Here is a 20,534-nt window from a genome sequence, read left to right as displayed (position 1 = left end):
AGCAAAACCCGCAGCCGCGGGCGATGATCTTCAATCATGTCGGCCTCCAAATCACCGACACACTTGAATCAGACTCGTGAAATTTCCGAAATACCCGTTAACCCGAGTTCAGGGCCGTGAATGAAGGGGCGGCGAAACCGCGACAGCGGATCGTTGCCGCATCTGCCACACCGAATGCCCGACCAGCGCCAGAATCAGCACTGCACCGCCGGTCAGCGTTTGCGATGTCGGGACCTCCAGGAAGACGATCCAGATCCAGAGTGGGGCGAGGATGGTTTCGAGCAGGTAGAACATGCCGACTTCCGGCGCCGACAGGTAGCGCGGGCCGGTGGCGAGGCAGAAGAAGGCGAACGGGATCATGATCAGTCCGTCGAACATGATCCAGCCGGGATGGGCGATTGCAAGGCCCTCGGCCGGCGACAGCAGGTAGCCGATAATGGCGGGGAAGATCGCGGTTGCCAGTGGCACCAGCCCCATGTCCTTGCCGCTGGCGCGGCTGACGGTGATGGCGGATGCCAGCATCAGGGCCGAGCAGACAGCCATGGCATCGCCGAAGAAACTGCCGCTTTTCAAGCCGTCCTGGACGATCAGCCCGACGCCAAAGACCATGACGGCCATCGTCACCAGCGTCGCATTCGAGGGACGCTCCTTGAGGAAGACCCAGGACAGGATAGCGGCGAACATCGAGGTGAAGGCGACGATGAAGACGACATTGGCGGTCGCGGTGTTGAAGACCGACAACAGGAAAGTGAAGGAGCCGAGGCCGTAGAACAGGCCGGCGAGCAGCCCTGCCTTGCCCGGCACCAGCGCTATCCTGCGGCCGAGAAACTTGTTCAGCACCACCCAGGCGATCAGCGCGACGGCGAAGGTGCAAAGGCTGCGCAAAGCGAGCAGCGACCAGACTTCGCCATCGGCGGAGCGGATCAGCGGAATGTCGAAGGAGAGGGCAAGGCCGCCAAGGCCGGTGATGAGAAGTCCGCGGCGGTGGTGGGCGGCATCGATGTCTACACTCAAGATTTCGTCCTGTCAGGTGGCAGCGCTTTAGTCCGTATAGCGCTCCCAGCCCTGGGCCATAAGGTGCTCCTGCGGCAGAAACTTTGTTTTATAGTCCATTTTGCGCGATCCCTTGACCCAATAGCCGAGATAGACGTGCGGCAGGCCCCGTTCCCTCACTTTGCGGATGTGATCGAGAATCATGAAGGTGCCGAGCGAGCGGTCCGCCACGTCAGGGTCGAAATAGGAATAGACCATCGACAGGCCATCGCCCATCTTGTCGGTCAGCGCTGCCGAGATCAGCGGTCCCTTCGCCAGACCGATGCCATCGCCTTCAACCTTGAGACGGTACTCGATGATCTTGGTGTTGACATGGGTATCTTCCACCATCATCGCGTAATCCAGCACCGACATGTCGGACATGCCGCCCTTCTGGTGGCGATGGTCGAGATAGCGGCGAAACAGGCTGTATTGCTCGCTGGAGGGTTCTGCCGGGTATTCCGTCGAAACCACGTCGCTGTTTAGCGCCAGGATGCGGCGCATCGAACGGGTGGGTGAAAACTCGCCGGCGACGATGCGCACGGAAACGCAGGCCCGGCAGCTTTCGCAGGCTGGCCGGTAGGCGATATTCTGGGAGCGGCGGAAACCGCCCTGGGTGAGGAGATCGTTGAGTTCAGGTGCCCGCTCGCCCACCATGTGGGTAAACACCTTGCGCTCCATCTCCTGCGGCAGATACGGGCAGGTTGCCGGCGCGGTCAGGTAGAATTGTGGAGACGGTGTAGTTTGCGTGTTCATATGATGCGGAGATCGCTCTTCTTGGCCGCTTGGATAACATTAGCATGGCGCAAGATTATAAAAGGTCAATCGCGACTTTTTGAACTGTCGCGTTGCAATGCAGCGAACTGGTGTTTTTAGATGATCGGCTGCAGGTCTGCGACGGAATGCGGCAAGGCATCCCGGCGCAGGTCTAACCCGTCAATAGGCGTCGCGACGGACAGTGACCGTGCCGATGAGCAGGTCATGCAACAACCGGCCACGATCGGTGAACAGGCCGACAAGCAGCACCAGCGGAGTGAGAATAGCGTTGGCAATCCAGAAGATCACCAGATGGACGATGGCGGTTAGAAAATCCATCGGCCGGCCGTCGGTGCGGGCGATCGCCAGCCCCATCATGCTCATGCCCGGCGAAGCCTGCTTCGGGCCGCCCACCGTGATGCCGAAATACAGCATGGCGAGACCGGCAAACAGCACCGGATAAAGGAAAAAGCCGAGGCCGAACGTCAGGATGCCGAGAAAGAACACGACGACGGCGGCAGGAATCCACAACAGGGCGACGATGGCGTAATCGATCACGAATGCCATGACGCGCCGGCTGAGCACGCCCTGATAGGCCCGCCAGTCGTTGCTCGGGATTCTGAGGTTTTCGTCCTGTACGCTCATGTCTGTGTCTCCAGTTCTTTCCTGATATGGGTAGTGGCTGCCAAAATGCAAATCCGGCGGTCATCCAAATCTCTGATGGTGGACGCAGCGCCGGCACAAGCCCTTCGCATTGCGGCGGCAACCGATCGGCAGGGCATTCCCGCCGTCCTTTCAGCCTGCGTTCATATAAATATGCTAACGGTAAGGCAGCACTGCAAACCCGGGAGGTTCGTCCTCCCAAATGACACTGGCTCCCAGCCGGTGTGTTGGATGGCAGCGCTTCATCCCAGTCACCGGTTCCTCACATGCCCCCCAGCCTTCATGCAGATACCAATACCGGCCGGTTCGAAGGTCTCAAAGGCCGTCTCTGTCTCATGGCCCTGCTCGCCGTAGTTTGCACATTGCTGCTGGCGACATCGACGATATCGGCTTCCATCGAAGCTTTTCGCAAGGCCCATGCCGGTGCAGGGAACATGCGTCAGTTCACAGCCATCTTCGACGCCGCAAATTTCATCTCGGCCGAGAGGGGGCCTGCCAACAACCTGATGACCGCATCGGAGCCCAAGCGGATTGAGGCACGGTTGAAATGGCGCGATGTCGTCGTGAGTACCGACGTGGCGCTGGATGAGCTTGAGCGGCGCGGCATACCGGATGCGATGATCGATGATGTCCGCGCCAGACTTGCCGCAGCTCGCACGCTGATCACGGCAATTGGACAACAGCCGCGCGACGGCCGGCGTTACCAGGAGATTCATGCGGCCGTTGACGCCATGTTTGCTGCCAGGGACTCCTATCGCAGGATCATCGAATGGCAGAGCGGGGAAATCCTCAGGAGGGATCCCGATCTCGCTACCATCGTCGTGCAGGGCATCGCCCTCAGCGATCTGAGGGAATATGCGGGCCGGCTTGGCTCCTATCTGATCGCGCCGATGGCGGCAGGGACGGCCGTGACACCGCAGGATATCGCTGCAAGCAGTGTCGCACGCGGCAGGCTGCTTGAAGTCTGGGACCTGGTCGGCCCACGCTCTGCCTTGCCTGTATCGGATCCGATCCGGCTGAAGCGTCAGGAGGCGGAAGACACCTTCATGCGGCAGGGCCTTACGCTGATCGACGAGCAGATGGCGATCGGCAGCAGGAGCGGCCATTTCTCCCTTGATGGCGTCAACCTCACACGGCGCTACGTCGCGCTGATGCAGCCACTTGGCGAATTGAGAAACATCTACATGTCCGAGATTGTCAGCCAGTTCGAAACCCGGGAACGGGAAGCGCAGTTCGCGCTCTACCGCAGCGGACTGATCACGGCCGTGCTGCTGATGCTGGTGCTCGGTCTCGTTGCTGCCGTGCAGATCTATATCCTGCGGCCCTTGCTGAGAGGTGCGCAGGCCGTTATCGCGCTTGCCGACGAGCGCCCCGCCGATCTGGTTTCCGCACGGGGCGAGGTCAAGGAGATTCGAAGGCTGTACGGCGCCATCGGCATTCTGTCGCATCGGCTCGGCGAGCGTGCGCTGCTGACCAACCAGCTCGAAATCCTCGCCGCAACCGACGGACTGACCGGCCTTCTCAACCGGCGTGCGCTGGAAGGCCAGGCGGCGGCCGTGGCGCAGGACACGGCGCAGTATCTGATCCTTTTGGATATCGATCATTTCAAATCGATCAACGACCGCTATGGCCATCCTTTTGGCGACACCGTTTTGCGCACCACTGCGGATCTGATGCGCCTTTCCGCCGGTCAATCGGGTTGTCTGGCCCGTTTCGGTGGCGAGGAGTTTGCGCTTCTGCTGGAAGGCGGTTCGCTGGCCGAAGCGGCCTGCATGGCGCGAAAGCTCAGGACGTCGATCGAGAACTCCCCGCTCAAGGCTCCGGATGGTGCGATGCTGACGGTAACGGCCAGCTTCGGCGTCGCGGGTGGGGCCCATCTACCCTGGAATGACATCCTCGTCCACGCCGACGCCGCCCTCTACAAGGCCAAGGATGCCGGCCGCAACCGCGTCAGAGTTTTTCGCGCACCGGTTTGAGAGCGCCGTTTCTGATCGGGTAGGCAACCAAAGGGCAGGCGTCAGCGCTTGGCCAGGATCCGCGCCACATCAACGGCAAAGTAGCTGAGGATGCCGTCGCATCCGGCGCGCTTGAAGGCAAGCAGCGTTTCGAGCATGACGCGCTCGCCGTCTATCCAGCCATTCGCGGCCGCAGCCTTGATCTGCGAATATTCGCCCGACACCTGGTAGGCAAAGACCGGCAGGCCAAAACTTTCCTTCATCCGCCAGCAGATATCGAGATAGGGCAGGCCGGGCTTGACCATCAGCATGTCGGCGCCTTCCTCGACGTCGAGGGCGGCGTCACGCATCGCCTCGGTGCCGTTGGCAGGGTCGATATAATACGTCTTCTTGTCGCCCTTGAGCAGGCCGCTGGTGCCGATCGCTTCACGGTAAGGGCCGTAGAAGGCCGAGGCGAATTTCGTGGCATAGGCCATGATGCCGACATTCTGGTGGCCGGCCGCATCCAGCGCCCGGCGGATGGCGCCGACGCGGCCATCCATCATGTCGGACGGGGCGATGATATCGGCGCCGGCATCGGCCTGCAGGACGGCGGCGCTGGCGATCTGCGCCACCGTCTCGTCGTTGACGATCTCGCCGTCGCGCAGGATGCCGTCATGGCCGTGGCTGGTGAAGGGGTCGAGCGCCACGTCGGTGATGACGCCGATATTCGGCACGGCCTTCTTGATGGCCCGCGTCGTCTCGTTGATCAGGTTGTTGGCAGCAAGGCTGTTGGAGCCGGTGTCGTCACGCAGCGAGATATCGACATTCGGGAAGGTGGCAAGCGCCGGGATACCGAGATCGGCGGCGAGTTTTGCCGCTTCCACAGCCTTGTCGATGCTCATCCGGTTGACACCGGGCATCGCGTCGATCGGCTCGACGATGTTTGTGCCGGCAACAATGAAGATCGGCCAGATCAGATCGTCGACCGTCAGCCGGTTTTCCTGCACCATCCGCCGGCTCCAGTCGGCCTTGCGGTTGCGGCGCATCCGGCGATGGCCGGTAATGAGGTCAACGGCGTTTGTCTTGTCGGTCATGGCGATCGTCTTTCGTCAGCGTCTCATCTGGTCGCGGTTTATCATGGGCGATCACCAAAGCAAAATGGTCGAGGTGCGGCGTTTCATCATCCCTTTACCCTCTCCTTGAGGGGGAGGGTCGGCACGGGGTGCCGGGGTTGGGTGATCAGCGGCATCCCCAATAGATCATGGTGTTCGCGGTCGTCACCCCCATCCGCGACTGTGTCGCGACCTTCCTCTTCAAGGAGGAGGTAGAACAACTACGACCACGCGCTGATCGCATCACACACGGCTGGTTTGCTGCCGTTCAATGACGGCAATCGAATTTCGCAGTCATGGCGTCCTGTCACGAAGCCGTGATCGTGACGGAACCATTTCGCTCCAATCCGGTTGTGCCCTCGTCTTATGGAGAGCCCGATCATATCTCACCGGTGAGCGGTGAATGGCCTCCAAACCAGAGGAGAAGATTATGAGAACGAGTGTAAAACTGGCCTTGGCGGCCGCTATTTCTGCAACGTCGCTCGGTGGCTATGCCTATGCGCAGACTACGAGCTCGACCACGTCGATGATGGCGGACGACATGATCACGATCGTCAATGTTGGCTCAGAGGCCAATGCCAACACGGACACGTCGTCGATCCCTGCCACCTATCGCAATCCATCGCCGGAATCGATCACCAAGGCGCAAACCGAAATTCAGAACGACCCGGCCCTGATGGCGACGCTCGAAGCGAAAAATGTTCAGCTCGAAAACGTGATCGGCATTCAGACAGCGGCCAACGGCGGCAAGATCGTCTACACCAAGTAAATCGCGATTGTTCAAAAAAGGGGCTCCCTGTCTGGGGAGCCCTTTTTTACGCCGTTAAAGGCACGAGGTTGGCACAGGAACCTCTATGCAAACCAAAAAGCTGAACTGTGCTGCGGGTCGGAGTGACAGGCAACCTGCGTTCAAGCCGTTTCCCACTCCGCTTCTGCTCGCAATTCGCTTGCTGCTGCCGCAATCTTTTTTCTGGCGTCAAAGCGGCGAAAGGCAGTCCATTGAAGAGTGGCAGCGCGCGCAGACGCGGCTGAACGGCGCGAAGCCCGCATAAAATACTGGCAAGCCTCCGATAAATTTCAGGACGTGCGGCGACCGCTAGGCCTTGAGGCTTTTATCCAGTTTGCAATCCCCATATCGTTGCGGAGGCAATCGGGTTACCCTTGTTGTGGGGAGACTGGGAACATGATCGACACATTGGGCGGCACGCAACGCAAATTGACGACGATCTTCTGTGCTGACGTGCAGGACTATACGCGCCTGATGGGCGTGGACGAGGAAGGCACGCTGGCGATGCTGAAGCATTACCGTGATGCCATGTCCCGGCTGATCGCAGCGCATGGCGGGCGGGTGATCAATACCTGGGGAGATGGCGTCATCGCCGAGTTTCCCAGCGTCGTCGAATGCGTGCGGGCAGCCATGGACGTTCAAAACGAACTCGCCGGGCAAAATGCGGCGCGGCCGGTCGATGGGCGGATGTTGTTTCGCATCGGTATCAATCTGGGCGATGTGATCGTCGATGGCGACGATATCTATGGTGACGGCGTCAACATTGCCGCGCGCCTCCAGGCATCGGCCACCGGCGGCGGCATCGTCATCTCCAATACGGTCTACGATCAGGTTCGCAACAAGGTGGCGGTCAGCTTTGATTTCCTCGGACCGCTGGCGATCAAGAATATCGCCGACGCGGTGCCGAGCTATGCCGTGCGCATTGGTGAGCCATTGCCGCCGGCCGATGCAACGCCGGGCATGAGGGCAAAGCCGGGCGTGGATGCGGGCTCGCATCGGCAGGTCAACTCTGCGGCGCCGCTGCACAAACTATGGGCGCTGATCGCCCCGATGTTTTGGCTGGCCGCCCTGGCGGCTGCGGTGCTGGTCGCCATAAATATTCTGTCGTGGCAGGGCGTGTTCTGGTCGGCCTGGCCGGTGCTGGGAGTGGCGGTTCTCTCTGCCGTGGCCTGGGTGGCGATGCAAACCCGGTACGACCGGCTCCTTGCCGGACTTGGCGTCATCGGCCTGGCTATTGCCGGGATCAATATTTTGACATGGCACGGAATTTTCTGGTCGGTCTGGCCGATGCTCGGCATCGGCATTGTTGCCGCCTTGTACAAGATCATCCCCCGCTGATCTTCAGTCGCAATTCCCGTGTCGCCATGGCTGCTTCTGCTACGCTCTGCTGAATGGATGGCTGCCTTGAAGCGCGACGGCGCAGCCATCGGGGGGCGGGCTGTGGAAAAATATCCGTCTGGCAAAGCGCTCGCCTGCGACCTATCTTCGCCGCCATGGCCCGTGATTCTATAAAAATCCCCAAACTGTCGCTGATCGAAACGTTGTTCGGGCTGTTCCTGCGGCTGGTAGCGGTGTCGTGTTTCTGGTTTGGTCTCAACTACTGGGCGATGCTGATCGGCTTTTCGTTCGGCGGCGGCGGGCGGTTCGATCTGCTGCCGGTACCGTGGCGGGTGGCCGCCACAGCTCTGGCCGTCGTCTACCCCGTGGCGGCGCTTGGATTGTGGCTACTGGTCTCATGGGGGCCGGTCATTTGGGTGGCGGCAGCCGGGGCGGAAATCGTGATGTTTGCGGTCTATCCGCAGATTTTCGGGGAGAAGCCGCCGCTGGTCATTCTCCATGCCGCCGTGGCCGTAACCTTCGTGCTTTTCCGGGCTGCGATCTTCTATCAGCGGACCAGGCAGGCACGTGCTGCAAGAATTGATTTACCCTGATACAAGGGCTGTGGATAGTAAGGCGCTGTTAAGGCTGGTGTTTAAGTAGAATTTTATACGTATTCGATAGTGTCTACCTCAAGGCGGGAAGAGAAACATACACCGCCAAACAAAACAGTGAGGCAGTCATCATGAACACCAAAATGAAACCGCAGGCCGTTGCCGTCAAAGATCCCCACGAAGATGCGATCCGTTCGCTCTACATGGAATCCCTCCACCTGGTTGAGCGTCTTCACCGTCGTCTGCTCGACGTCGTCAAGGATGAATTCGACCGGTCGGGCCGCTCCGATGTCAACGCCGTCCAGGCGCTTCTCCTCTTCAACATCGGCAATTCGGAACTGACGGCCGGCGAACTGCGCTCGCGCGGTTACTATCTCGGCTCCAACGTATCCTACAATGTTAAAAAGCTGGTTGATCTCGGCTTCATCAATCACCAGCGCTCGCGTGTCGACCGCCGTTCGGTCCGCATCAGCCTGACTGACGAGGGCCAGGAGATCGCCGAAACGGTTGCCAAGCTCTATGAACGCCATATCGGCTCGATCCAGAAGGTCGGCGGCATCGGCACCGACGAGTTCGGCCAGCTGAACAAGCTCCTGCAGCGCCTCGACCGCTTCTGGAACGACACGATGCTCTACAAACTCTGATCAAGGCTACCGACTGACTGCTGTTTCTCCTCTCCTGCGGCTTGCCGGCCGCAGGATGAGAAGCGGACACAGGATGCATGATGCCACCGTTTTCCGGCCCGGTTGATGCGTACCCGATTGAAGCCATGCTCGTCGGGGCGCCGAGGGCGATGACCTACCGTCATCCGATCAATCCCGCCGCGCGCTCACGCGCAAATGTCCCTGCTTCATGGAAACGAACTCCCCAGTGCGGTCCCTTCACCGCTTCCTGGGCGCTCGGTGAACATAGCGGTAATGTCTCCCGAATGCCGCACCGGTGCAAGGCGGACGCCTTGACGTCTAACGTCGCGGGTGGGTGACACGAATCGGCCATATTACTATGACAGCGACAATGCACGAGAATGCGGGTTTTGCGCTGCTTCTGTTGCCAATCGGCGACTGGCCGCTAATTGCATTCATGATCTCACAAATGTGAACGGCGGGCAGAGACCCGGCAAGTATAGTTTACGTTTGTTAACCGTGTTCGTGATAGCTCTGCGTTTTGCGTAGCAGCATTGGATGGTAGGAAATATGTCGAAAAAACCCGGAATTGATGCACTTTCGCGTCGTGGCTTCCTTGCCTCGGCGGCGGCCTTCGGCGCTGCAACATTTGCCGGTGGCGCTTTCGCGCAGGACGCACTCGACGATATCATCAATGCACCGCGCCGCGGCGCTTGGGACGATCAGTTTGACGCCAAGGCTTCGCGCAGCGCCACCGCGGTCGTCTCCAACACGCCGATCTTTGGCATGGATACGCTGGCCAATACGCAGAATGCCATCGGCCAGTACCAACAGATCGTTTCGGCCGGCGGCTGGCCGCAGGTCAATTCGCCGGTTCGCCTGGAAATGGGCGTCGCCGATCCCTCCGTGCAGGCCCTGCGCCAGCGCCTGATCATTTCGGGCGATCTGCCGCAATCCGCCGGTATTTCCAACTCCTTCGACAGCTATGTCGATGGCGCGGTCAAGCGCTTCCAGGCCCGTCACGGCCTGCCGGCCGACGGCGTGCTCGGCGAATATTCCGTCAAGGCGATGAACATCGCCGCCGATGTCCGGCTTGGTCAGCTGAACACCAACATCGTCCGCCTGCAGTCGATGTCGGGCGATCTGGGCGAGCGCTATGTGCTGGTCAACATTCCGGCGGCCTATATCGAAGCCGTCGAGAATGGCCGCGTTGCGACACGCCACACGGCCGTTGTCGGCCGCATCAGCCGCCAGACCCACATCATCAACTCGAAGATCTACGAGGTCATCCTCAACCCGTATTGGACATCGCCGCGCTCGATCGTCGAGAAGGACATCGTTCCTCTGATGCGCAAGGATCCGGAATATCTGAAGAAGAATTCCATCCGCCTCATCGACGGCAAGGGCAACGAAGTTTCTCCGGAGACGATCGACTGGAATGCCGAGAAGGCGCCGAACCTGACGTTCCGCCAGGATCCAGGCAAGACCAACGCCATGGCCTCGACGAAGATCAACTTCCACAACCCCAACAATGAATACATGCACGACACGCCGCAGCAGGGCCTGTTCAACAAGCTCGCCCGCTTCGAAAGCTCTGGCTGCGTGCGCGTCCAGAACGTGCGCGACCTGACGACCTGGCTTTTGCGCGACACACCCGGCTGGTCGCGTCAGCAGATCGAGGCGACGATCCGTGCCGGCCAGAACTCGCCGATCAAGCTGGCAGTCGAAGTTCCGGTCTATTTCAAGTATATCACCGCCTGGGCTGCAACCGACGGCATCGTGCAGTTCCGCGACGACATCTACGAGATGGACGGCGAGCAGGAACTGGCGCTGCAGACGACTTTCGGGATCGAGCAGGCGGCCGGTTCCGTCGAGCGCGACAACCTGCCGCAATAAGCCGGTCCGCATTCATCGAACCAAGGCCGCGTCCCGTCAAGGTGCGCGGCCTTTTGCGTTCCCGTCCCTGTCGCATCCCGGCGCTGCAGATGGGGGAAATGGCGCAAATCGCACAGCCCGTATTGCCCTTGCCATGCGAGGACGGTAAACACCGTGCCACCGCCTCTTAAGGAGCTTTGAGAATGAGCGCTTCCGTCGTCAACCCCGATGTTTTCTTCAGCCGTTCACTTGCCGACACCGATCCGGATATTTTCGGTGCGATCGAGAAGGAGCTGGGCCGCCAGCGCCATGAGATCGAATTGATCGCGTCTGAAAACATCGTCTCGCGCGCCGTGCTCGAAGCCCAGGGCTCGATCATGACCAACAAGTACGCCGAAGGCTATCCGGGCAAGCGCTATTACGGCGGCTGCCAGTTCGTCGACATCGCCGAAGAGCTCGCCATCGAGCGCGCCAAAAAACTGTTCGGCGTCGGCTTCGCCAACGTCCAGCCGAATTCGGGTTCGCAGATGAACCAGGCCGTGTTCCTGGCGCTGCTGCAGCCGGGCGACACATTCATGGGCCTCGATCTCAACTCGGGCGGTCACCTGACGCATGGTTCGCCGGTCAACATGTCGGGAAAATGGTTCAACGTCGTCTCCTACGGCGTGCGCGAGGGCGACAACCTGCTCGATATGGATGCCGTTGCCGAAAAGGCCCGGCAGCACAAGCCCAAGCTGATCATCGCCGGCGGTACTGCCTATTCCCGCATCTGGGACTGGAAGCGTTTCCGCGAGATCGCCGATGAAGTCGGCGCCTATCTGATGGTTGACATGGCCCATATCGCCGGCCTGGTTGCCGGCAACCAGCATCCGTCGCCGTTCCCGCATTGCCATGTTGCCACCACCACCACGCACAAGTCGCTGCGCGGCCCGCGCGGCGGCATGATCCTCACCAATGACGAGGCGCTGGCAAAGAAGTTCAATTCGGCTGTGTTCCCCGGCCTGCAGGGCGGCCCGCTGATGCACGTGATCGCCGCCAAGGCCGTGGCTCTGGGCGAAGCGTTGCAGCCGGAATTCCAGGATTACGCTGCCCAGATCGTCAAGAATGCCAAGGCGCTGTCGGAAACGCTGGTTGCCGGCGGCCTCGATATCGTCTCGGGCGGCACCGACAACCACCTGATGCTGGTCGACCTTCGCAAGAAGAACGCCACCGGCAAGCGGGCCGAAGCAGCGCTCGGCCGCGCCTACATCACCTGCAACAAGAACGGCATCCCGTTCGATCCGGAAAAGCCGTTCGTCACCTCCGGTGTTCGCCTCGGTACTCCGGCCGGTACGACGCGTGGCTTCAAGGAAGCGGACTTCCGCGAAATCGGCAACCTGATCGTCGAAGTGCTCGATGGTCTGAAAGTCGCCAATTCCGATGAAGGCAATGCCACAGTCGAAGCCGGTGTGCGTGAAAAGGTGGTCAAGCTGACCGGCCGTTTCCCGATGTACCCCTACCTCTGATCCCAGACCTCTCCAAAAGGAGCCTTGATGCGCTGCCCCTATTGCGGATCGGAAGACAGCCAGGTGAAGGACAGCCGTCCTGCGGAGGATGGCGCCGCCATCCGCCGCCGGCGCATCTGCCCGGATTGCGGCGGCCGCTTCACGACCTTCGAACGGGTGCAGCTCAGGGAGCTGATGATCCTGAAGAAGACCGGCCGCAAGGCGCCGTTCGACCGCGACAAGCTGTTGCGGTCGTTCGAGATCGCGCTGCGCAAGCGGCCGATCGATCGCGACCGGATCGAGCGGGCGGTGTCGGGCATCGTCCGGCGGCTGGAAAGCTCCGGCGAAACGGAAATTCCGTCCGAGGAAATCGGCCTGCAGGTGCTCGAGGCCTTGAAAGGACTCGATGACGTTGCCTTCGTCCGTTACGCCTCGGTCTATCGCGATTTCTCCCATGCGGATGATTTCGAGAAGGTCATTGCCGAGATCAGCGCCAAGATCGCACGTGATCCCGGCGCCTGATCGATGCCAATACACGCGCCGCCTGAAGGGGCGGCGTTTGACGTCTGCAGGGTAGGGATGGGCATCGGTATGGCGGAAATGGCTGACGACGAGCGTTTTATGGCGGAGGCGCTGCGCCTCGCCCATCAGCACCTCGGTGCCACTGGTTCCAACCCGTCCGTCGGCTGCGTCATCGTCCGCGATGATGGCGATGGCGCAAAGATCGTCGGCAGCGCCGTCACCGCCACCGGCGGCCGGCCGCATGCCGAGACGCAGGCTTTGGCCGCCGCTGGAGAGGCTGCACGCGGCGCCACGGCCTATGTCACTCTGGAACCCTGCTCCCACCACGGCAAGACGCCGCCCTGCGCCGATGCGCTGATCGCGGCAGGCGTTGCCCGGGTGGTGGTCGCCGTGGTCGATCCGGATGATCGTGTCTCGGGTCACGGGCTCGAGAAGCTACGTGATGCCGGCATCGCGGTCGTCACCGGTGTGCTGGAGGAAGAGGGTGAGCGCGAGCTTGAGGGCTACCTCATGCGCAAGCGCAACAACCGGCCGTATGTAACTCTGAAGCTTGCCGTTTCCGCCGATGGCATGATCGGCATCAAGGGACAGGGGCAGGTGAGCATCACCGGTGCCCCGGCGCGCGACATCGTTCATCGGCTGCGGGCGGAAACCGACGCCATCCTTGTCGGCATCGGCACGGCGATTGCCGACGACCCGGAATTGACTGCCCGCATCCCAGGACTGGAGCACCGCTCGCCATTGCGGATCGTCATCGACGGCGATCTCAATCTGCCGGTGACCTCCAAGCTGGCACAGACGGCGCGCACCGTGCCGGTCCTGATCGTCACTGGTGAGAGCGACGGCTCGGTCGCCTTTTTAGAGCGCCAGCAGGCTTTGGAGGCAGCCGGTGTCGAAGTCGTGGTCTGCGATCCGCAAGTGCCGGCCGATCTGCTGGCAGCTCTGGCAACGCGCGGCGTGTCCTCGCTTCTGGTCGAAGGCGGCGCGCGTACGGCGCAGCAATTCCTCAATGACGGACTGGTCGACCGGATTCTGCTGTTTACCGCGCCGCGCACCCTTGGCGAGGAGGGGGTACCATCCCCAATTGACAGGAAGATGATCCCGGTGGGCTTCGTCCACAGGCGGACAGACACGTTCGGCGACGACCTTCTCGACACCTACGAATACGAAAGAACCCTCTGATGTTCACCGGCATTATCACCGATATCGGCACCGTCGAAACCATTACGCCGCTTGATGAAGGCATCAAGCTGCGTATCGCCACCGCCTATGATCCAAAGGGCATCGATATCGGCGCGTCGATCGCCTGTTCCGGCGTCTGCCTTACTGTCACGACATTGCCGCAAGAAGGCGCCAACGGCCGCTGGTTCGAGGTCGAGGCCTGGGAAGAGGCGCTGCGGTTGACGACGATTTCGTCGTGGACGGCGAGCCAGAAGATCAACCTGGAACGCTCGCTGAAGATCGGCGACGAACTGGGCGGCCATCTGGTATCCGGTCATGTCGACGGCAAGGCTGAGATTCTCTCCGTCGAAACGGAAGGCGAGGCGACGCGTTTTCGCCTGCGCGCGCCAGCACATCTGGCGAAATTCGTGGCACCGAAGGGCTCCATTGGGCTGGACGGCACATCCCTGACGGTCAACGCCGTCGATGGAACGGATTTCGACGTGCTTTTGATCCGGCATTCGCTTGAGGTGACGACGTGGGGTGAGCGCAAGGCCGGCGATTTCGTCAATTTCGAAGTCGACACGATGGCCCGCTATGCCGCGAGGCTGGCTGAGTTTCCGGCACCAAAGGCCGAATAAACCGGCTTGAACGATCTCCGGAATGGTCTGATCCCGCCCGGATTGTCCGGGAGCGGATCAAACCATTCTCCGGTATGGATGGGCTGATTTGTCTCGGCGACTACGCCAGGCGAAACCTCACCGCTCCAGCAAAATCACATTTGCGCCGTGATAGGTCGTCCGCCCGGTTTCCTTGAATTGCAGTTTCGAGGCCACCCTCAGCGATGCGAGGTTGCCGGTATCGATGATGCAGGTCTTCTTCAGCGACGGAAAATGCTGATCGCCCCATTTCAGCGCTGCACCAACGGCCTCGGTTGCGAGGCCACGGCCATGGGAGCGTGGCGACAGTGCCCAGCCGGTTTCCATCGTGCCTTCGACCGAGGGACTGATGCCACGGTGCAGATCGTGAAAGCCGGCTTCGCCGATAAATTGGCCGGTCCCGCGATCCTGCAAAACCATAAATCCGAAGCCGAAATAGTGCCACATGCCGACCTGGCGCAGGAAGCGCGTCCAGGCCTGTTCACGCGAAAACGGTATGCCGCCGACGAAGCGGGTGACTTCCGGATCGGCAAACAGCGCGGCGTAGGCGGCAAAGTCGTCGCGGCGATAGGGGCGCAGGATCAGACGTTCGGTTTCGATGGTGGGGACGCTGTGCATGAGGCTGTTCAGTCCGTTAGAGATGATGATGCCGGTATTCGATCAGATTCCCGGCTCGCCGTCCCAGTAATCGGTTTCGCTTTGCTTGCGTCCGACGAAACGGAAGACGGGTTTTCCACCGGGTGTTGCACGCGACTTGGCCAGGAATTTGCCCGAATCCGGATATTCGACGATCTCGGCCTTCGCATTTGCCGAAATCGACAGGTAGGTGAGGGGGACGCTACCGGTGTTGATCAGGTGGTGCGCAGTCTCGGGTCCCCCGGCCGGTGCCCCCAGCACGTCTCCGGGCTTGACGGGATAGCGATCCGGCCCGAAGCGGTACTCGCCTTCGCCGCTCAAAATGACGAACAGCTCTTCCTCGATATGGTGATTGTGGAACGGACAGCCGGATTTTCCCGGCGGAACTTCACCGTAGCCTATACCGAGATTCCTTAGACCGAGCTGTGCGCCGAAGGACGCGTCGCGGGATTCAAAGAAAGTGCCTTCCTGCCAGTGGTCCAGCTCAAGGTCAGCCGGGTTGACGACGGGTTTTTCCAACTTTGTCATATTTTTCTCCATCTCGGCGAAACTTGTACAGAGACGCCATCGGATTGAAAAGACGGCGCCAATTTCAGCTGTTCTGCATGGAGCGATGGTCGAACGGCCGGCCAAATCCATGCAAACCGCGAAAAATGCTTGCCAACCGGGCTCCAGCGTGGTTTGACCGCCGCCTGCGCTGGAGATGTCCGGCCCCCAATTTCAGACAGGTGACAAATGTCCGATACCGAAAAACCACATATTCTGATTGTGGAAGCGCGTTTCTATGATGATATGGCCGACGCCTTGCTCGACGGCGCCACGTCGGCGCTCAAGGATGCCGGTGCGACCTACGACGTCGTGACCGTTCCCGGCGCGCTGGAAATCCCGGCGGCAATTGCGATGGCGCTCGACGGCATCGACAATGGCGCCACCGAGTATGACGGTTTCGTCGCGCTCGGCATGGTCATCCGCGGCGAGACGTACCACTTCGACATCGTCTCGAATGAATCCTCCCGCGCCCTGATGGATCTTGCCGTCAGCGAAAGTCTTGCCATCGGCAACGGCATCCTGACCGTCGAAAACGACGCGCAGGCCTGGGCCCGGGCCAAGAAGAGCGAAGGCGACAAGGGCGGCTTTGCTGCCCGTGCGGCGCTGACCATGATCGACCTGAAGATCAAGCTGGGCGGCGAACAGTGAGCGACACTCCCACCAATCCGCCGGCCGACCAGCCGATCAAGCAGGCAAACCAGCGTGGCGCAGCCCGTCTTGCCGCCGTTCAGGCGCTGTACCAGATGGATATCGGCGGCACCGGCGTGCTGGAGATCGTCGCAGAATACGAAACCCACCGGCTTGGCCAGGAAATCGACGGCGATACCTATCTGAAGGCGGATGCCTCGTGGTTTCGCTCGATCGTTGCCGGCGTCGTGCGCGATCAGCGTCTGCTCGATCCGCTGATCGGCACCGCTCTGCAGGACGACTGGGCCTTGTCGCGTCTCGATTCGACCGTTCGTGCCATCCTGCGCGCCGGCACGTTCGAGCTGCGCGAACGCAAGGACGTTCCGGTCGCCGTGATCGTCACCGAATATGTCGAAATCGCCAAGGCATTCTTCGAACAGGACGAGCCGAAACTGGTCAACGCGGTGCTCGACCGGATCGCTCGCACGATCAGAACCGACGTCAAGAAGTAAGGTCATGCGATGACGGTGCGGGCAGGCGGGGTGCAGGGCGTGGGTCTTGAACTGCGCGATGCCCGCCGCAATGTCTATCTGCTGACGGCGGCACAGGCCATTCTTGGCATCATCGGCCCGATCGTCTTTTCCGTCGGCGGTGTTGCCGGCTATCAGCTGCTCGGCGACGACAAGTCGCTGGCGACTGCACCGCTGACCGGTTTCAATGTCGGCGTCGCGCTCGGCGCCATTTTCGTCACCGCCATGTCCAGATTTATCGGCCGCAAGGCAGCGTTCGTGGTCGGCGCACTTCTGGGTGCCGGCGGCGGGCTGGTCGCCGCCTCTGCGTTGTTTCGAAACGACTTCTGGCTGTTTGCGCTCGGGTTGTGCATCTGCGGCATGGCGGGCGGCTTCACCCAGAAACTGCGCTTTGCCGCCGCCGATGCGTCTCCGCGTTTCTACAAGCCCCGGGCGATTTCGTGGATTCTCGCCGGCGGCATGGTCTCTGCCGTGCTCGGGCCGCAATTGGTCATCCTGGCCAAGGATGCGCTGGCCCCGGTGTTCTTTGCCGGTGCCTTCATCGCAATGGTTCCCACCTGCCTGGCGGCGATCGCCATCCTGGCGTTCCTGCGGCTGCCGGACCTGCGTCCGGCCGCTGGCGCGGCATCCATGGGCCCCATCCGTCCGCTGCGCGAGATCGTGCTGACCCAGCGCTTCCTCACCGGCATGGTCTGCGGCATCTCCACCTATGCGCTGATGACCTTCATGATGACCGGCGCGCCGATCGCCATGGTCGTCGGCTGCGGGTTCTCGCAGGACTTGGCGACGCTCGGCATCCAGTGGCATGTGCTGGCCATGTTTGCCCCGAGCTTCTTCACCGGCATGCTGGTCAGCCGCTATGGTCCTGAGCGCGTGGTCGCCTGCGGACTGGTCATCTTGATGCTGTGCGCGCTGGTCGCGCATGCGGGCGTTACGCTGTGGAATTTCTGGGGTGCGCTGATCCTGCTGGGTGCGGGCTGGAATTTCGGTTTCATCGGCTCGACCGCGATCGTTGCGTCCAGCTACAGGCCGCAGGAAGCCGACAAGGTGCAGGGCTTTCACGACATCATCCTGTTCAGCACGGTGGCGCTTGCCTCGTTTGGCTCCGGCAAGGTGCTGACGGCCTACGGCTGGGACATGCTGAGCGCTGCCGTCTGGCCGGTAACGGCATTCTGCGTTTTGCTGCTTGTTGCGCTGTTTGTCGCCGAAAGGCGGCGCGCCGTCTGAGATTTTTCTCCCAAAGAGGTATTCCCGACTTGTAAGCCGCCGCCAACATACCGAAAAACGTGGGTTTTTCCGGTTTTGGCGGCTTGACGATCCCGATTCGCCACAGCACTCTGCAGCCACGTATGCGGCCCTTGCTTGAAGAGGAGGCTTGGTCTGCAGCGCTTTTTGGGGGCCTGCGGAACGGAGTGAGCCCGTAGGCTAAACGGAGGAAATCGCGAAATGACCATACTTCTGGGCGTTATCGCATGCGGGTTGCTTTCGGTGGTTTATGCCATCTGGGCAACGCGATCGGTGTTGTCTGCCGATCAGGGCAATGCCCGCATGCAAGAGATTGCAGGCTTCATACGCGAGGGGGCGCAGGCCTATCTCACACGTCAATATATGACCATTGCCATCGTCGGTGCCGTCGTCTTTGTCGGTGCCTGGGTTCTTCTCTCCGTGACAGCCGCCATCGGCTTCCTGATCGGCGCGGTTCTGTCGGGTGCGGCCGGGTTCATCGGCATGCACGTGTCCGTCAGAGCCAACGTGCGCACGGCACAGGCATCCTCCGTCAGTCTTGCGGCAGGTCTCGATATCGCCTTCAAGTCCGGTGCGATCACCGGCATGCTGGTTGCAGGTCTGGCCCTGCTCGGCGTCACTATCTACTACCTCATTCTGACGGCCGGTCTTGGCCTTGCCGTAGGCTCGCGTGACGTGATCGATGCGCTGGTGTCGCTCGGCTTCGGTGCGTCGCTGATCTCGATCTTCGCCCGTCTCGGCGGCGGCATCTTCACCAAGGGTGCGGACGTCGGCGGCGATCTGGTCGGCAAGGTGGAAGCCGGCATTCCGGAAGACGATCCACGCAACCCGGCCACCATCGCCGACAATGTCGGCGACAATGTTGGCGACTGCGCCGGCATGGCGGCCGATCTGTTCGAAACCTATGCGGTCTCGATCGTTGCCACCATGGTTCTGGCCGCGATCTTCTTTGCCGGCGGGGCCAATCTCAGCCTTGTGATGAGCTATCCGCTGGCCATCTGCGGCGCCTGCATCATCACCTCGATCATCGGTGCCTTCTTCGTCAAGCTCGGCTCGAACGGTTCGATCATGGGCGCACTCTACAAGGGCCTGATCGTCACGGGCCTGCTGTCGATCGTCGGCCTCGCTCTTGCCACGTCATTGACCATCGGCTGGGGCTCGATCGGCACCGTCGAGGGCAAGGATATCACCGGCACCAACCTGTTCATCTGCGGCATTCTCGGCCTTGTGGTCACCGCCCTGATCGTGGTGATTACCGAATATTACACCGGCACCAACAAGCGGCCGGTCAATTCCATCGCCCAGGCCTCCGTCAGCGGCCACGGCACCAACGTCATCCAGGGGCTCGCCGTTTCGCTGGAATCGACAGCGCTTCCGGCGCTCGTCATCGTCGGCGGCATCATCTCGACCTACCAGCTCGCAGGCCTGTTCGGCACAGGCATCGCCGTCACCGCCATGCTCGGCATTGCCGGCATGATCGTGGCACTGGATGCCTTCGGTCCGGTGACCGACAATGCCGGTGGTATCGCCGAGATGGCCGGTCTTCCCCCGGAGGTGCGCAAATCGACCGATGCGCTCGATGCGGTCGGTAATACGACCAAGGCTGTCACGAAGGGCTATGCGATCGGTTCTGCCGGTCTCGGCGCGCTGGTTTTGTTCGCCGCCTATTCGAACGACCTGAAATACTTCGTCGCCAATGGCGACAAGTATCCGTACTTCGCCGATGTCGGAACGATCTCGTTTGATCTGTCCAACCCTTATGTCGTCGCAGGCCTGATCTTCGGCGGTCTCATCCCCTACCTGTTCGGCGGTATCGCCATGACGGCCGTCGGCCGTGCGGCCAGTGCCGTGGTGGAGGAAGTCCGCCGCCAGTTCCGGGAAAAGCCGGGCATCATGGCGGGTACCGACCGGCCGGACTACGGCCGCGCCGTCGACATGCTGACCAAGGCGGCGATCCGCGAAATGATCGTGCCGTCGCTGCTGCCGGTGCTGGCGCCGATCGTCGTCTATTTCGGCGTGCTGCTGATCTCCGGCTCCAAGGCGTCCGCCTTTGCAGCGCTCGGCGCCTCGCTTCTCGGCGTCATCGTCAACGGTATCTTCGTCGCCATCTCGATGACTTCGGGTGGTGGTGCTTGGGACAATGCCAAGAAGAGCTTTGAAGACGGTTTCGTCGACAAGGACGGCACGCGCCACCTGAAGGGGTCGGAAGCCCACAAGGCCTCCGTCACCGGCGATACGGTCGGCGATCCCTACAAAGACACCGCTGGTCCGGCCGTCAATCCGGCGATCAAGATCACCAATATCGTTGCATTGCTGCTTCTGGCGGTGCTTGCAGGATAAAGGGTGAAGGCCGAGCCCGCCGCACCATTTCGGGCTGGCGGGCGAAGGACCCAAAACAAAGAAAA

21 protein-coding genes are annotated in these 20,534 nt (G+C 61.1%); 15 read left to right on the top strand and 6 right to left on the bottom strand.

Features of this window, described 5'->3' with window-relative positions; all coding sequences use genetic code 11:
- Nucleotides 1-108: 108 nt before the first annotated feature.
- The 3 genes from ACP7BS_RS23010 to ACP7BS_RS23000 all read right to left on the bottom strand — a co-directional run bounded on the left by ACP7BS_RS23010 (nucleotide 109) and on the right by ACP7BS_RS23000 (nucleotide 2,433).
- The gene (locus ACP7BS_RS23010) at nucleotides 109-1,014 is read right to left on the bottom strand and encodes a DMT family transporter (protein WP_426239944.1); all 906 of its coding nucleotides are present in this window, start codon (nucleotides 1,012-1,014) and stop codon (nucleotides 109-111) included.
- Nucleotides 1,015-1,041: 27 nt separating this feature from the next.
- On the bottom strand, nucleotides 1,042-1,788 hold the full coding sequence (locus ACP7BS_RS23005) for an arginyltransferase (RefSeq protein ID WP_426231785.1): 747 nt from the start codon (nucleotides 1,786-1,788) through the stop codon (nucleotides 1,042-1,044).
- A 180-nt stretch (nucleotides 1,789-1,968) separates the two neighbouring features.
- Nucleotides 1,969-2,433 carry an RDD family protein gene (locus ACP7BS_RS23000; RefSeq protein WP_426231784.1) on the bottom strand — a complete coding sequence of 155 codons (465 nt, stop codon included), beginning with the start codon at nucleotides 2,431-2,433 and terminating at the stop codon, nucleotides 1,969-1,971.
- A gap of 284 nt (nucleotides 2,434-2,717) precedes the next feature.
- On the opposite strand from ACP7BS_RS23000, the gene ACP7BS_RS22995 reads away from it, so the two are divergent.
- The gene (locus ACP7BS_RS22995; RefSeq protein ID WP_426239943.1) at nucleotides 2,718-4,427 is read left to right on the top strand and encodes a diguanylate cyclase; all 1,710 of its coding nucleotides are present in this window, start codon (nucleotides 2,718-2,720) and stop codon (nucleotides 4,425-4,427) included.
- 41 nt (nucleotides 4,428-4,468) lie between these two features.
- Here ACP7BS_RS22995 and hemB read toward each other — a convergent pair whose 3' ends face one another.
- On the bottom strand, nucleotides 4,469-5,482 hold the full coding sequence (gene hemB, locus ACP7BS_RS22990) for a porphobilinogen synthase (RefSeq protein ID WP_426239942.1): 1,014 nt from the start codon (nucleotides 5,480-5,482) through the stop codon (nucleotides 4,469-4,471).
- Between the two features lie 448 nt (nucleotides 5,483-5,930).
- Between hemB and ACP7BS_RS22985 the strand changes: the two genes are divergently transcribed.
- From ACP7BS_RS22985 to ACP7BS_RS22940, 10 genes are all read left to right on the top strand, one after another.
- Entirely contained in the window at nucleotides 5,931-6,269 is a 339-nt protein-coding gene (locus tag ACP7BS_RS22985) for a hypothetical protein (protein WP_426231781.1), read from the top strand.
- Between the two features lie 85 nt (nucleotides 6,270-6,354).
- Nucleotides 6,355-6,552 carry a hypothetical protein gene (locus ACP7BS_RS22980; RefSeq protein WP_426239941.1) on the top strand — a complete coding sequence of 66 codons (198 nt, stop codon included), beginning with the start codon at nucleotides 6,355-6,357 and terminating at the stop codon, nucleotides 6,550-6,552.
- Between the two features lie 143 nt (nucleotides 6,553-6,695).
- Nucleotides 6,696-7,625, top strand: a complete 930-nt coding sequence (locus tag ACP7BS_RS22975) for an adenylate/guanylate cyclase domain-containing protein (protein WP_426239954.1) — start codon at nucleotides 6,696-6,698, stop codon at nucleotides 7,623-7,625.
- 53 nt (nucleotides 7,626-7,678) lie between these two features.
- Nucleotides 7,679-8,218 (top strand): DUF6163 family protein, encoded by a 540-nt coding sequence (locus ACP7BS_RS22970; protein ID WP_426239940.1) that lies wholly within the window; start codon nucleotides 7,679-7,681, stop codon nucleotides 8,216-8,218.
- A 131-nt stretch (nucleotides 8,219-8,349) separates the two neighbouring features.
- Entirely contained in the window at nucleotides 8,350-8,862 is a 513-nt protein-coding gene (ldtR, locus tag ACP7BS_RS22965) for a transcriptional regulator LdtR (protein ID WP_426239939.1), read from the top strand.
- Between the two features lie 549 nt (nucleotides 8,863-9,411).
- Nucleotides 9,412-10,737 carry a L,D-transpeptidase family protein gene (locus ACP7BS_RS22960; RefSeq protein ID WP_426231779.1) on the top strand — a complete coding sequence of 442 codons (1,326 nt, stop codon included), beginning with the start codon at nucleotides 9,412-9,414 and terminating at the stop codon, nucleotides 10,735-10,737.
- Between the two features lie 182 nt (nucleotides 10,738-10,919).
- On the top strand, nucleotides 10,920-12,221 hold the full coding sequence (gene glyA, locus ACP7BS_RS22955) for a serine hydroxymethyltransferase (protein WP_426239938.1): 1,302 nt from the start codon (nucleotides 10,920-10,922) through the stop codon (nucleotides 12,219-12,221).
- 27 nt (nucleotides 12,222-12,248) lie between these two features.
- Nucleotides 12,249-12,722, top strand: coding sequence for a transcriptional regulator NrdR (nrdR, locus tag ACP7BS_RS22950; RefSeq protein ID WP_037107514.1), 474 nt, complete (start codon nucleotides 12,249-12,251; stop codon nucleotides 12,720-12,722).
- Nucleotides 12,723-12,791: 69 nt separating this feature from the next.
- Entirely contained in the window at nucleotides 12,792-13,904 is a 1,113-nt protein-coding gene (gene ribD, locus ACP7BS_RS22945) for a bifunctional diaminohydroxyphosphoribosylaminopyrimidine deaminase/5-amino-6-(5-phosphoribosylamino)uracil reductase RibD (RefSeq protein WP_426239953.1), read from the top strand.
- Nucleotides 13,904-14,524, top strand: coding sequence for a riboflavin synthase (locus ACP7BS_RS22940; RefSeq protein ID WP_426239937.1), 621 nt, complete (start codon nucleotides 13,904-13,906; stop codon nucleotides 14,522-14,524). The genes ribD and ACP7BS_RS22940 overlap by 1 nt, the downstream gene beginning before the upstream one ends.
- Nucleotides 14,525-14,641: 117 nt before the next feature.
- Here the strand turns inward: ACP7BS_RS22940 and ACP7BS_RS22935 are convergent, their stop codons facing one another.
- Together ACP7BS_RS22935 and ACP7BS_RS22930 are read right to left on the bottom strand one after the other, a co-directional pair.
- Nucleotides 14,642-15,160, bottom strand: coding sequence for a GNAT family N-acetyltransferase (locus ACP7BS_RS22935; RefSeq protein WP_426231776.1), 519 nt, complete (start codon nucleotides 15,158-15,160; stop codon nucleotides 14,642-14,644).
- Nucleotides 15,161-15,202: 42 nt separating this feature from the next.
- Nucleotides 15,203-15,706: a cupin domain-containing protein gene (locus ACP7BS_RS22930; protein ID WP_426239936.1), complete on the bottom strand. Its 504-nt coding sequence runs from the start codon at nucleotides 15,704-15,706 to the stop codon at nucleotides 15,203-15,205.
- 207 nt (nucleotides 15,707-15,913) lie between these two features.
- Here ACP7BS_RS22930 and ribH point away from each other — a divergent pair, with 207 nt between their 5' ends.
- From ribH to ACP7BS_RS22910, 4 genes are all read left to right on the top strand, one after another.
- The gene (gene ribH / locus ACP7BS_RS22925) at nucleotides 15,914-16,375 is read left to right on the top strand and encodes a 6,7-dimethyl-8-ribityllumazine synthase (protein WP_113316057.1); all 462 of its coding nucleotides are present in this window, start codon (nucleotides 15,914-15,916) and stop codon (nucleotides 16,373-16,375) included.
- On the top strand, nucleotides 16,372-16,866 hold the full coding sequence (gene nusB, locus ACP7BS_RS22920; protein WP_426239935.1) for a transcription antitermination factor NusB: 495 nt from the start codon (nucleotides 16,372-16,374) through the stop codon (nucleotides 16,864-16,866). Before ribH ends, nusB begins: the two co-directional genes overlap by 4 nt.
- A gap of 9 nt (nucleotides 16,867-16,875) precedes the next feature.
- A complete protein-coding gene (locus ACP7BS_RS22915) occupies nucleotides 16,876-18,111 on the top strand; it encodes an MFS transporter (RefSeq protein ID WP_426239934.1) in 1,236 nt (411 codons plus the stop codon).
- A 219-nt stretch (nucleotides 18,112-18,330) separates the two neighbouring features.
- Entirely contained in the window at nucleotides 18,331-20,469 is a 2,139-nt protein-coding gene (locus tag ACP7BS_RS22910) for a sodium-translocating pyrophosphatase (protein ID WP_426239933.1), read from the top strand.
- Nucleotides 20,470-20,534: the final 65 nt, after the last annotated feature.

The organism is Pararhizobium sp. DWP1-1-3, from assembly GCF_049896125.1.
In the GTDB taxonomy this organism is placed as follows: Bacteria; Pseudomonadota; Alphaproteobacteria; order Rhizobiales; family Rhizobiaceae; genus Pararhizobium.
The sequence above is the reverse complement of the archived record's forward strand: the minus strand, read 5'-3'. Positions and strand labels throughout refer to the sequence as shown.